This is a genomic window from Chryseobacterium sp. MIQD13 (assembly GCF_050496705.1).
Classification (GTDB): domain Bacteria; phylum Bacteroidota; class Bacteroidia; order Flavobacteriales; family Weeksellaceae; genus Chryseobacterium.
Window position 1 is genome coordinate 131400 of the sequence record NZ_JBNWAF010000003.1, and the last position, 12018, is coordinate 143417.

The 12018-nt window shown below is 37.6% G+C and carries 8 protein-coding genes and 15 tRNA genes; all 23 read left to right on the forward strand.

Translation table 11 applies throughout. The annotated features are described in order from the left end of the window. The first annotated feature begins 259 nt into the window (after positions 1–259). The 23 genes from ACQWU4_RS12885 to ACQWU4_RS12995 all read left to right on the forward strand — a co-directional run bounded on the left by ACQWU4_RS12885 (position 260) and on the right by ACQWU4_RS12995 (position 12008). Positions 260–904 carry a hypothetical protein gene (locus tag ACQWU4_RS12885; RefSeq protein ID WP_429936947.1) on the forward strand — a complete coding sequence of 215 codons (645 nt, stop codon included), beginning with the start codon at positions 260–262 and terminating at the stop codon, positions 902–904. Further along, positions 894–1610 carry a hypothetical protein gene (locus ACQWU4_RS12890; protein WP_429936171.1) on the forward strand — a complete coding sequence of 239 codons (717 nt, stop codon included), beginning with the start codon at positions 894–896 and terminating at the stop codon, positions 1608–1610. Before ACQWU4_RS12885 ends, ACQWU4_RS12890 begins: the two co-directional genes overlap by 11 nt. Positions 1611–1617: 7 nt before the next feature. Continuing rightward, entirely contained in the window at positions 1618–2751 is a 1134-nt protein-coding gene (locus ACQWU4_RS12895; RefSeq protein WP_429936172.1) for an AAA family ATPase, read from the forward strand. Continuing rightward, positions 2724–3467, forward strand: a complete 744-nt coding sequence (locus ACQWU4_RS12900) for a hypothetical protein (RefSeq protein WP_429936173.1) — start codon at positions 2724–2726, stop codon at positions 3465–3467. Before ACQWU4_RS12895 ends, ACQWU4_RS12900 begins: the two co-directional genes overlap by 28 nt. Next, a complete protein-coding gene (locus tag ACQWU4_RS12905; protein ID WP_429936174.1) occupies positions 3458–5839 on the forward strand; it encodes a hypothetical protein in 2382 nt (793 codons plus the stop codon). Before ACQWU4_RS12900 ends, ACQWU4_RS12905 begins: the two co-directional genes overlap by 10 nt. After that, positions 5829–7535 (forward strand): APC family permease, encoded by a 1707-nt coding sequence (locus tag ACQWU4_RS12910; RefSeq protein WP_429936175.1) that lies wholly within the window; start codon positions 5829–5831, stop codon positions 7533–7535. Before ACQWU4_RS12905 ends, ACQWU4_RS12910 begins: the two co-directional genes overlap by 11 nt. Beyond that, on the forward strand, positions 7525–8547 hold the full coding sequence (locus ACQWU4_RS12915; RefSeq protein WP_429936176.1) for a hypothetical protein: 1023 nt from the start codon (positions 7525–7527) through the stop codon (positions 8545–8547). Before ACQWU4_RS12910 ends, ACQWU4_RS12915 begins: the two co-directional genes overlap by 11 nt. An 816-nt stretch (positions 8548–9363) precedes the next feature. Further along, a tRNA-His gene (locus ACQWU4_RS12920) sits at positions 9364–9436 on the forward strand. 10 nt (positions 9437–9446) lie between these two features. Further along, positions 9447–9520, forward strand: a tRNA-Lys gene (locus ACQWU4_RS12925). Positions 9521–9525: 5 nt separating this feature from the next. Continuing rightward, positions 9526–9599 (forward strand) — tRNA-Arg (locus tag ACQWU4_RS12930). A gap of 6 nt (positions 9600–9605) precedes the next feature. Further along, a tRNA-Asp gene (locus ACQWU4_RS12935) sits at positions 9606–9676 on the forward strand. Positions 9677–9744: 68 nt separating this feature from the next. Then, positions 9745–9816 (forward strand) — tRNA-Pro (locus ACQWU4_RS12940). 81 nt (positions 9817–9897) lie between these two features. Further along, positions 9898–9971: transfer RNA gene (locus ACQWU4_RS12945), tRNA-Ile, on the forward strand. 6 nt (positions 9972–9977) lie between these two features. After that, positions 9978–10049, forward strand: a tRNA-Asn gene (locus ACQWU4_RS12950). A gap of 182 nt (positions 10050–10231) precedes the next feature. Beyond that, a tRNA-Cys gene (locus tag ACQWU4_RS12955) sits at positions 10232–10313 on the forward strand. Between the two features lie 193 nt (positions 10314–10506). Then, a tRNA-Tyr gene (locus ACQWU4_RS12960) sits at positions 10507–10590 on the forward strand. 85 nt (positions 10591–10675) lie between these two features. Beyond that, a tRNA-Glu gene (locus ACQWU4_RS12965) sits at positions 10676–10747 on the forward strand. Between the two features lie 216 nt (positions 10748–10963). Then, positions 10964–11040, forward strand: a tRNA-Leu gene (locus ACQWU4_RS12970). Between the two features lie 2 nt (positions 11041–11042). Continuing rightward, a tRNA-Leu gene (locus ACQWU4_RS12975) sits at positions 11043–11116 on the forward strand. Positions 11117–11123: 7 nt separating this feature from the next. After that, a tRNA-Phe gene (locus tag ACQWU4_RS12980) sits at positions 11124–11196 on the forward strand. A gap of 97 nt (positions 11197–11293) precedes the next feature. After that, positions 11294–11365 (forward strand) — tRNA-Gln (locus ACQWU4_RS12985). An 8-nt stretch (positions 11366–11373) separates the two neighbouring features. Next, a tRNA-Trp gene (locus tag ACQWU4_RS12990) sits at positions 11374–11444 on the forward strand. A gap of 78 nt (positions 11445–11522) precedes the next feature. Next, complete coding sequence (locus tag ACQWU4_RS12995) at positions 11523–12008, forward strand: ribonuclease H-like YkuK family protein (protein ID WP_429936177.1); 486 nt, start codon at positions 11523–11525, stop codon at positions 12006–12008. Positions 12009–12018: the final 10 nt, after the last annotated feature.

Sequence of the window (12018 nt, forward strand, 5' to 3'; positions counted from 1 at the left end):
CGAAGACGCGGGCCGAAAGCTGGAATAGGCTTACCTCTATGAAGCTTTAAAACTTACGAAGCTTATATGAATGTAAATAAATTAAGCACAATCATCTGCGTTATCAGCTAAATCTGCGAGAGCAAAACCATAAAATAACAACATCTTAGCTCCAACTGAATCAATGTTTTTGTAAATTATAAAAAAGAACTATTATTTAACATTAATCACTCACATAAAAGTTTTATTCTCTGCGAAATAGTTTTATTTTTGTTAGATGATGGAACCTAAATCCCCATTTTTAGACACTATTTTTTTGCTGCGGAAAAGCAGCTGCATTACTGTTTTTTCAAATTTGCAGGAGATCTCAAAAAAAGAAGAACAGGAAGCCGGAGATTATTTTGAAACAGAATTCGAAAAAGAAAGACTTGAATTTTTGTCTTCGGAAATCCATTGTCAGAAAGAAACGGCGGTTTGGGCTGCAAAGGTTTTGTATTACAGTGCTCAGCTCTATCTTATCAGGGAGAATACGGCAAAAGATCTGGATAAACTGATTCCAAAGTTGAAAGCACCATATGATACATCATCTATTTTATCGGCAGATCTGTCATTAAGATTTTTGCCCCAGATAGCATCACTGTTGCATACTGCTGATCCTAATGATCCGTTGGTTAAAATTCTGGAAAATATTTTAACACAATTCCATTATTCAGGGATTGGGTATCATCTTAATCTGGAAAAAATCAACTGGGAAAAAGAACTGAAAGACAAAACTTACCGGAAATTATACCTGGAAAGAATTGTTGAAAAGAAAGCTTATGAACTGGCAGAAATTCCTTATATTAATAAACTGCTGATTGCAGAATTCGGATTACACAAAGAAACATATTGGAGAGATTTAAAGATTGTTGAACATGGAGATTAATACCGCAGTTACAATTGGTTTTGTAACAGCTTCCTATTTTTTTATTTTCGGTATTTTGGCATATTACGCCCAAAAGGTCATCTTTAAAAATAAGGTGAGTGAGATTCATATGTTTATGTCATTCTCAAAACCGTTATATTCTTATACCCTCAGAAACAATGTTAAGGTTAAATTCGGTTATATACCACTTTCCAGCTATGTCAACATTCATTCTGATGAAGATGCTATACTGAACAGTCTGGAACTAAAGCAGAATGAGGCAAAAACCAAAAAAAATAATATCGCCTTCCAGACGATGATAACCATTTTTTTTCTGATTCTCTTTGTGGTTACGAATCTTATACTTGGAAATAATACTGTCAGTATGTTCAGTGATTTAGGAACCAATACCTGGAATCTTATGTCAGGAAAACAGGATTTTTCGGATTTTGTGACATTCATTCATAGCCAGTATGAGATTTATGGAAAATACTTTTTTATAGTGGCAGCTACAATGATGTATTTCATTTTAATTGCGGTACTGATGATCATTACTTCGCTGTCTTCCTATCTTGCATTACTGTTGTCCATAGTCATTATTGTGGCAGATCTTTTATTGGTTTTTAAGTATTTTGAATTGCCGCTGACCTTTTACATTGATCTTATGCTGTCACTGATTATAAGTGGATTCATATATTTTTTATTATTAAGATTTTTCATTAAATAAAATACTGATGACTCAAAATATTACAAAACTTAATACCGTTCTCAACTACGTAAAAGACACTTTCGTAGGAAAAAATGATGTTGTAGATCTGTTGGGAATATGCCTTTTAGCAAAAGAAAATGCCTTTTTGTATGGTCCTCCCGGTACAGCAAAATCCGCGATTGTACGAACGTTGTCAAAAACCATGAAAGACGGCCGGAACTTTGAATATCTATTAACAAGATTTACAGAACCGAACGAAATTTTCGGTCCCTTCGATATCCGGAAATTAAAAGAAGGAGAACTTCTTACCAATACCGAAGGAATGATGCCCGAAGCATCGCTGGTTTTTCTGGACGAGATTTTCAATGCCAATTCTGCAATCCTGAATTCACTTCTGACAGCTCTGAACGAAAAAATATTCAAAAGAGGAAAAGAAACGAAACATTTACCTGCCCTTATGTTTGTAGGAGCCAGTAACGTTCTTCCGGAAGATGAATCTCTAAATGCATTGTTTGACCGTTTTCTGGTTAGAATTAATGTTGATTATGTAAATCCTGAACTGCTTCAGCAAGTACTTTTGGCTGGAAGAAAACTCGAAAACCAGATAGAAACCAATATTCCTGAAATTCATGCGGATGAAATCAGGGAACTTCAGAATCTATGTAAAACAATTGACCTGAGACCCATTTATGAAGTTTATTTAAATACCATTATCAGTCTGAGAAATACGGGAATTGCTATTTCCGACCGTAGAGCTGTAAAACTCCAAAATCTGATTGCAGCCAGCGCTCTTATCTGTGGCAGAAATGAAGCTGTGCTTTCCGACCTTTGGGTCTTGAAGCATATCTGGGACACGGAAGAGCAGATCGAGATTCTGGAAGGAATTATCAACAGGACCATTGAAAAAGATGATAATCCGAAATCCCATCCACAGGCTATGCAGAACAAAACTCCGAATCCTGAGGAAGTGATGAAAGATGTAAAGATCCTGGTGGAAAAGTGGAACAGCGGAATGCTCAGTTTTGAAGAACAGAATGTCATCAAAGACAAACTGAGATACCTGCAGACACGCTGCGACTGGATCAGAAATCCGGAACAGAAACAATATATTCAGCAAGAAATTGAAAACTTATGGCAGAAGATTCTTCAAAGCGTATAAAAGAATTCTGGGCAGAACTTCCCCGCGCTGATGAAGATTTTCTGGGTTCTATCCGGGACTGGAAAAATGTTCAGATCGCAGTGGACGATGATACAGTGTGGCTGAAAGGCTTCACCGAAGAACAGGCTGTATCTGCAGATATCCAGCAGCTGCCTAATTTTGTACTATACGAATTACGTGAAGGACTTCTATTTAAAAAAGAAGCACTGGTACCAAGCAAAAAGACGAGGACAGCTTTGCTTTGGTCACCAATAGATAAAGCACTGCGTCTTACTTTTCCAGCTTCTAACAATAATTATTTTGGAATTGACGAAAAAATTGAGGTCAGATTAATACAGGGTGGCGAAGAACATTCTGTTGTGGCATTATTAAGTACAATAGAAGAGATTAAACAAACTATTCCTGCACAACCGAAATTTAAACTTGAAAAAATCGAATGGATTGTGATCGGTGATAAAGCTTTGTTCCTGGGAGCTCCCTTATTGAGTCTGCCCGGAAAAACATACTGGACCAGAGATGGACACCTTTTGCCTGCAGGTTTTGATTTCGAATTTAAAAATTTAAGCTCACTGCTGCAGCAAAAATATAATAAAGAGTCTGACAAATGGCTGATGTGGAACGAAGACGGAACCTATCTTCCCATAAAAAAAGAAGACTTCAGGGAGCTGTCTGTAAGCTCATTCCGTCTTACTGAAAAAACAAAAGAATGGATCTGAACGAATATTTCCAGTCATACGAAAATTACTTTTGGGAGTGGGAGACCGACGAAGATATCGCCGGGGATTCCGGGTACCATGATAATAACCTTATCTCCATTCCGGGAGTTGGGGCTATAGCTTACAGGCCATATGTCATGGAGATTCTGAAAGAACTTCAGCCGTACGGATGGCCTCCGTTCGGAGCATTGCTGATGGTTTTATATGCAATGCAGGACGGCTATACAGATTTTGCAAGACCTTTAAAACATACAGCTAATTTTCACAGCATTGGAAATTTTGATTTCACAGCAGAAAAAAGTATTGAATTTCTTGAAAAGCTGAGATCATTAAATAAAATATATAAACAGGGACAGAACAGAATTATACTGCTTCAGACACTTTTTCAGGATTCCCATAATATAATGGCTCCCGGAAAAGCAGAGATGATTCTTACGATCTACTACAGAAGGCCCCACGTACTGGCAGCAAGCGCAGAAAAGAAATATGCGGGACCGTCCGCCATTAACAGGGATCTGAGCACCCTTGATCTTCTCAATGAAAAATTCCCGACCGCTCAGTCTATTATTGATGCCATGCGGGATCACATTGATGAACCTGAACTGGATGATGAAGTAGTGGAGGAAGAAACCACCATAGAGACCGATAAGGATTTTATTCAGCAGCTGATCGAAGAACCTAAAACTTTTCAGGTGGGAAGCCTGATCAAAAGAATCTGGAGCGGACTCAGAATTCCTATGAAACACCTTTCTCCCGGTGAACAGTCCATTGGAGGAATTTCCGATATGGCGAACAAAGGAGATCTCCACAGAATGCTTCTTTCTGAATTTGCCAATGATGATGAGGTTTTTATGAATAGGGTAGCCAATAATGAAGCACTGTATATTCAAAGAGAGATTCCGCCTGAAGAAAATATTTTTGAACGCATCATCCTAATCGATACTTCCCTGAGAAACTGGGGAACTCCAAAAGTAATGGCTTTTGCATCAGCTATTGCAGTGATTAAGCATCCGAAAGCTCATTCCGAATGTAAAGTTTTTGCATTGGGACAGGCTGGTACTCAGATTTCTCTCGATAGAACAGATGAGGTTATTGAAAACCTTAATCAGGTAAGTCCGGTTCTTGAAGTTTCGGAAGCATTGGAGAAATTTTTTAATGAAGAACACACAGAAAAAGACCTTGAAGTTTTTTTCATCACCCATCAGGAAAACATGGCTGATGAGAAGATTCAAAAAGTAATTCACGAAAACCGGGACAGACTGAAATTCCTGATCACCACAACCTCAGATGGTGAGCTGAATTTCTATAAACATCATAAAGGAGCAAGAAAACATATTCAGAAGATAAAACTCCCGCTTCAGGAATTATGGGCCAATCCGCCGCAGCGAAAGCAAAAAGTTCAGCAGATTAATGGGAAGAAAACAGACCTGCCACAGAATTATCCGATTCTGTTTCCGACTCCTTCCAATAAGATTGCACAGTTTTTATACGAAGGTGAATTTTACATTCTGAGTTCAAAAAAGCAATTATTGAAAACTTATCTTTCAGATAATTATTATGATCGTAACTCTTATGATTACTATAAAACTTACCATGGATGCGAAGCTTTAATAGAAGATATTTCTGTAAGACCGAGAGGACAGTTTGCTTTAGCTAAAAACAAGCAACAACACTTTATTTTATGCCAGTATCAGCCGGATAAAAAACTGGTTTCAAAGCTTAACCTGAATACTAAAGAATATTCTGAACAGAATGTCACCGGGCTTAATATTCCCAACTCTTATCATCTGATTTATTTCGGAAGAAATTTTTATCTGCACCAGTCTATGAATTCCTCTCTTTATAAAATCAATTTAGAAGGAAATGTATCCGTAGAATCCATCTTTAACGATGATGGTGAAATAGATAAAAACATCGCAAAAGCGGAGACAGAAGTTGCCAAGCTGAATCGCAGCGGGATGAAAATAATCAGCAATTTCAACAGAATGGGGATCAATGAAAATAACAATCTCGTTATTTCCGGAAATGAATTGTGCAGATTATATGACAACTCACTGAACCTTTATAAGAACAGATTTACCGTTAAGATTCTTGCAGAACAGAATAAAAATAAATTTACATTCCAGGATGGCAGCGAGGTCATTACAGATTCCCGCGGAATGCTTACTTTTAAAAGCAGCAATACTGGCATTCCTACATTTTATATTCCCTCCACGGAATATGGTTTTCTGGCACTGGCAACCAATACCGAATATGGAGGCTCGGAATATTATCTGCCGAAGCAGACCTTGCTGAAAGTAAAGACCATGGAAGAAATGTATTCCCAGTATTTAACAGCATTTATTGATCAGATTTTGGATTATGGAGCTTAGAATAAAACCTTTTCCGAAAAACACCTATCCTAAAAAAGGCCTTTTAATCAAAGACCCGTCACCGCATGTATGGCTTCATGAAATGGAAATATTGGGAATAGATCTCAATACAGTAAAGTCCTATGCTGTTCCGGCAGATCAGCCTAATGTTCTGTACGGATGTCTGCTGTTTTTTTATGATGAGGCTCCACAGGAAATTGGAAAAAATGCTTACTTCCAGTGCGTGGACGATCGGTTTTTTATTCCTGAAAATACTATATTTTATCCTAAAATCAATCCGGAAGACTGGCAGTCTGTTGATACAAGGTTTGTAATCATGCATCCCGAGTTTGGATTCGTAAAACTGTCAGAAGAAATAGACTGGTTATCTGTAATACAGGAACCGGAAATAGCAGAGGGAAAAGTACGAAAACCATCGAACGGTGTGAAAATTCCTCAACATATCGAAAGCTTTGCCGTTGAGATGGATGATGAAAAAGTTCTTGCGACACTTCAGCAGCCTAAAAGTGAAGAAGAGTGGATGAAAAACCTGCCTTTTGATCTCAAAAAGGTTATGGCTGGTAATAAAAAAGAAATTGAAAAATACTTAAAATATTTAGAAAAATATCCAGACAGAGCTGTGGAATTGGGGGTTCCTTTAGATATTATGGGAACCTCACGTGGTGACGGATTTGGGAAATTTACTTTTGGAGAGAGTTGGTTGAGTACCTTGTTCGGAGGTTCGGATAATAAAAAAGAAACAGCAGGAAACCGTAATTTTCGCAGGATATTCTGGTCAGTTGTCGTACTGGCTATACTCTTCAGGATTTTTATGCCTTCGGATAAAGACAAAACCCAAAAAGAAGATTTTCTTGTTTCATCCGGAAAAATTATGAACGGCGATGAAAAATTGAAGGCTGATATAATTGCTTATCAATCCGGCGTAACGGATATTGACATGAAAATTGATTCCATTTATGGAAAAACCAGAAAAAAGCTTTCCAGTGAATATACTGCTGCAGGTGCAGCCATGTCAAAAGATAAAAACGAGAGGGATCAATATAAAAAATCAGGAGGCAGAAACCTTGGTGAAGTTGGAAATGATATTGAAAAACTCAATGCCAGAGAGCAGAACAGCAGAGATTCCCTGAAAATCATTTACTCAAAAAGAATAACGAAACATCTTGTTCAGCAGGAAGAAACCATGAAACGGCATATTTCGGATTCTCTGAAACAATATACCAAAGGAAAACCTGTTAACGGTGAGATTGTAAAATTTATTTTAAAGAAAAAACAGGCACTCATAGCAGATTCTTTGGGGAAATTGTACGGAACACTAGATATGGCTGCGCTTCCTCCGTCTCCGGTTAAAGATTCAAAAACAGGAACTTTGGAGACAGATTCCGGTCCGCAGGAAAAGAAAACTTCGGTTTCGGATATCCTGTATCTTGTGATTTTTATGTTTGGAGCAGTGGGTATTTATTCATTCATCTTCAAGAGGAAATCATTAAATCTTGGCGGAGATAATGTACCTCTCTGGGTAAAGCTGATCTTATCTGCTGTTCTTGTTTCCATGCTCGTATATCTGTTTTATCCGCTGATCAATATGTTTGGATACAACTGGTTTGTATGGATTCTGGTGATCTGTGTTATCTTACTTCTTTACCGTCTGTTCAGTGAAGATAAAACCATTTTAAACAGTGAAGATGATGAATAAACAGAAATTTATAGACAAATTCCTGCTTGCATTTATGATCCTTACAGTGTTTAAGATCATTGGGATTGCTGCACAGCTGTTTCACGAAAGCTTTTGGAGTGTGGTGGTTACACTGGTGATTTTTCTTGTGGCAGCCTTTATTATTATGCTTGTGATCACTGCTTTAAAAGATAAAGAACAGAACAGGAGAAATTCGGGAAGACGGGGTTCTGGCGGTGGAAATTTTTATCTGGAAACCTCTTTGTTCGACAGGATCAGAAATAAATACGAAGAGCTTGCCGAGAAATATATTGCTGAAAATGATTATAAAAAAGCAGCTAAAGTATATATGAACCTTCTTCAGGACAATTTCCGCGGTGCAAAGACACTGGAAGACGGTGGTTTTTATAATGAAGCCGCCGCAGTTTATCTTAAAAAATTAAACAATAAATCCGAAGCGGCATCCTGTTACGAAAAAGCAAAGCAGTACAAAAAAGCAATAGATCTGTACAAAGAAATGCAGCAGAAAGAAAAAGTAGGAGATCTGTATAAAGAAATCAATGATATTAAAAACGCTCACAGCTATTATCAGATGGTTGCCGATGATTATACTGCCAACAGCCAGATGGTAAAAGCTTCATTGATCTACAGTAAAAAGATGGAACAGCCGGAAGAAGCCCAGAAAGTGTTACTTAAAGGCTGGAATGAAGATAAAGACGCATTCAACTGCCTGAATAATTATTTCGCCAATGTTTTCGATGTCAAAAAACTGGAAGCAGAGATTCAGAACCTTTACCTGAAAACTCCTTCCTATAAAAAGACGATCTACCTTGATGCCATGAAGCATGAATTTAAAAAAGACCCTAAACTGCAATCCGTAACCAGGAATATTGCTTATGAAATTATTGCCGAAAAAGTAGGAACCCGCTCCGAGATCATTAATGAACTGAAACATTTCAATCCTGACGACAGTGTAATCCTGAAAGATATTTCAAGGTTCAAGACAGGAAGAAATAAGATGTTGAGGAATTAGGGTTTTAAAGATTCGAATTCACCACCTTTTATCAGTTTAATTCCTTAAAACGATTCCCCTTTACTGGTGAATAAAGCCATATTTTCATTGCTCAAAAACAATTTTTCATATATTTGCGCCAGAAAAATTATGACACTACAAAGAGCACATATCAATGTAAATCTATGCGATAGCCCTTCAATAAAAGGATTATTCGGATATGAATGGATGATATGGAATGAGGCGAAATGTGCTTGCTTTGAAAATTATTTACAATAAACCCGTAAAAATTTAAACAAAATAGACAGAAACGCCTCGAGTAATCGGGGCGTTTTTTGTTTTTTAGGCCATAAATTATTTAGAATGAAAAAAAATAACCATAAAATTGAAAATTTTTTAATTAACGATGAACATTTAATACAATAAGTAAGAGTGATAAGTAACCCGGTGAGAGACAGTCATTTAGGTATTTAAGACATCTGCAGGAAATTGCGGACAGGTATTTCTTATGCTAAAAAATACATTTAACTTATTGATTTTCAATATTTTAAATGAAAAATAAATTTGTGAGTTAAAAAAAATCATATTTACTTTGCAACCGAAAATTGAAAGCAACAGGTTTTCAGGATTCAAAAACTTTTAAACAAAAAATATAATGAAACAATTACATAACATATCTAATCTGGATTCAAGACTATACGGACAGGGGCCGAAAGGATATGCATGTATTCTCAATAGTGAATTTATAAATAAAAGGTGCTTATATACGTGGGTCAGCTAATGATCTCTTACGTCAGAATATATACAGCACCTCCCGAAAAGAGGTGCTTTTTTTATGGTTTCTTTAGCTTATTTGGTAAAGCGCCGGTCTGTGGAACCGGAGAACAGGGTTCGATCCCCGAAGATACCCAAAGTAATATAATCTCATAGCTCAACAGGTTAGAGCACCGGTCTTTTAAACCGGGGGTTGAAAGTTCAAGTCTTTCTGGGATTACAAATGGTCCCGTAACTCAACTGGAGAGAGTAACGGTTTTCTAAACCGTAGGTTACAGGTTCGAATCCTGTCGGGATCACAAAAAGGTCTATTGAGGTAATGGTAACCTGCCCGACTGTCTCTTGGGCACTGCGAGTTCGATTCTCGCATAGACCGCAAAGATTCATGGAAAATTTTAGCTCCGGCTGTCTCCCGGAAAAGAAATCTAAAGTGAATCTGCAAAACTGGAAAGATAACGGTGGTTGTTTACCCGCCTTGGACGCGGGAGGTCATAGGTTCGAATCCTATTTTCCAGACAGCAAAGTGAATAGTGAAATTGTGAATTTAAAAATTGACAGCAAAGTGACCTGACAATTCACTGTTTACAAATTAAAAACGATTTCGTAGCTCAAGTGGTTAGAGTTTCGGTCTGATACACCGAAGGTTGAAGGTTCGAGTCCTTCCGGAATTACAAAAAGATTTTGTAGCTCAATGGCAGAGCACCGGTCTGTTAAACCGGAAGTTGAAAGTTCGAGTCTTTCCAGAATCGCAGAAAACTAAATGTTAATTGTTTCAAAAGAGAAGAAAAAAGGCATGTCAAGAGCAGAAGATCTTTACGCCAAATACGGAAAAATACCGACAGCCTTTTTCTTTTTATAGAAGCTAAATACTGGGAATTGGATAGAATATAAGTTCAATATCAACTGTCAATTATCATTTACAATCATATCTGATGGTTCGCCGAAGTGGAAGAGTCGGGGCGGTCTGCAAAACCGTTGTGAAAACTGAGTGGGTTTGAATCCCATAGCCATCTCAAATAACTAAAATGAGAGTTAGTTCCGGAGAAAAAGTAAAAGTTTGTCGAGCGTAGAAGTTCTTATATCAAACTAAAAAAATTAAAGACAAGCTTTGTTTTTCTTCACAAAAAGAAATTAGGTGTCAGAGATTAGAAGTTATAAATGACAATCAAATATCATTTATCAATAATCATTCATCACTTAAAAACCGGAAGTACACCGAAGTTGGAGAGTCGGGGCAGACTGTAAATCTGTTGCTTCATTGCTGAGCAGGTTCGAATCCTGCTACTTCCACAAAAACCGCTGATAATGTAATGGCAGCATGCAGGAAAAGTACTCTTGTTGTTCAGGTTCGATTCCTGGCCAGTTGGTTTAAAACGCTCCATTAGCATAGTGGCAAGTGCATCCGGCTTTCTACCGGAAGACGAGGGTTCGATTCCCTTATGGAGTACAAACGTGAATGATCAGAAATCAATGATGAATTATTGATACCATGAAAGTTCAGATTGAGAAATAAAATTGATTGATCATTCACAGAAAAACAGGAAAGAGAAAAGTTTGTCAAGCGAAGAAGATCTTAGACAATTACAGGCATAGTTTTATATAGGCAGGCTTTCTCTAACCTTATTATAATTGATCATTGATGAAGTATCATTATAAAAATTTCGCGGGAATGGTGGAAATGGCAGACACACTTGATTTAGGCTCAAGGTTTTGGGGGTTCGAGGCCCTCTTCCCGTACCAATGCCTCTCTATTCCAACTGGCAGAGAAAACGGCTTTAAACCCCGTAAAGTCCCGGTTCGAATCCGGGGAGAGGTACAAATCCGGAAGAGTGGTGTAGCTGGTCTGCACGTTAGTCTGAAAAACTAAAGGTACAGGTTCGATTCCTGTCTGTTCCGCAAAGCATAAATGATGAATGATAAATGATGGACTTAGGGTGAAAATATCAATGATCACTTATCATTCATCATTCATCATTTATAATTATAGTTACTCTGATTCATGGTGTAATTGGCAGCACACAAGACTTTGACTCTTGTTGTTCAGGTTCGGATCCTGATGAATCAACAGAAATTACTCTGATATTGTAATGGTAGCATCTCAGTCTCCAAAACTGATGGTATTGGTTCGAGTCCGGTTCGGAGTGCAAAATGAATAGTCAATAGTGAATTTTAAATTGACATATTAAAATCTAAACAAAACAAATTTAAAACATGTAGAAAAAATGGAAACGCAACAAGAAGTATGGCAGAATATGAAAGGAAATTTTTTCCGGAAACCTATCACACAGCTGGTAGAAGAGGCCATTATCCGCGAACAGGCCAATGGTCATCGTCTGAAAGTATGTGTGGGCTCAGACTCTCACGTTTATGGTGACGAAATCAGCTATGCAACGGCAGTAGTATTTGTTCGCGAAGGAAAAGGAGCGTTTACCTTTATCAGAAAAGAAAGAGAGATACAGAAAATCAGTATCAAAGAACGAATGCTGAACGAGGTCAACAGATCCGTAGAAATTGCTTACGCTATCTGTGCCGTTCTGGATGCTTATGGTGTGGAAATGGAGGTACACGCAGACATTAATACCGATCCGGATTTCAAGTCAAATACCGCATTGAAAGATGCTATGGGCTATATTCTGGGAATGGGATATGTGTTTAAGGCAAAACCTTACGCATTTGCAAGCTCCAATTGTGCTGATATGATGGTTTAATCTTAATTAT

Bases quoted from the DNA above. Each gene is read 5' to 3' on its own strand.
- ACQWU4_RS12895 (WP_429936172.1), top strand. From the start codon at position 1,618: ATGACTCAAAATATTACAAAACTTAATACCGTTCTCAACTACGTAAAA.
- ACQWU4_RS12905 (WP_429936174.1), top strand. From the start codon at position 3,458: ATGGATCTGAACGAATATTTCCAGTCATACGAAAATTACTTTTGGGAG.
- ACQWU4_RS12890 (WP_429936171.1), top strand. From the start codon at position 894: ATGGAGATTAATACCGCAGTTACAATTGGTTTTGTAACAGCTTCCTAT.
- ACQWU4_RS12885 (WP_429936947.1), top strand. From the start codon at position 260: ATGGAACCTAAATCCCCATTTTTAGACACTATTTTTTTGCTGCGGAAA.
- ACQWU4_RS12900 (WP_429936173.1), top strand. From the start codon at position 2,724: ATGGCAGAAGATTCTTCAAAGCGTATAAAAGAATTCTGGGCAGAACTT.
- ACQWU4_RS12910 (WP_429936175.1), top strand. From the start codon at position 5,829: ATGGAGCTTAGAATAAAACCTTTTCCGAAAAACACCTATCCTAAAAAA.
- ACQWU4_RS12995 (WP_429936177.1), top strand. From the start codon at position 11,523: ATGGAAACGCAACAAGAAGTATGGCAGAATATGAAAGGAAATTTTTTC.
- ACQWU4_RS12915 (WP_429936176.1), top strand. From the start codon at position 7,525: ATGATGAATAAACAGAAATTTATAGACAAATTCCTGCTTGCATTTATG.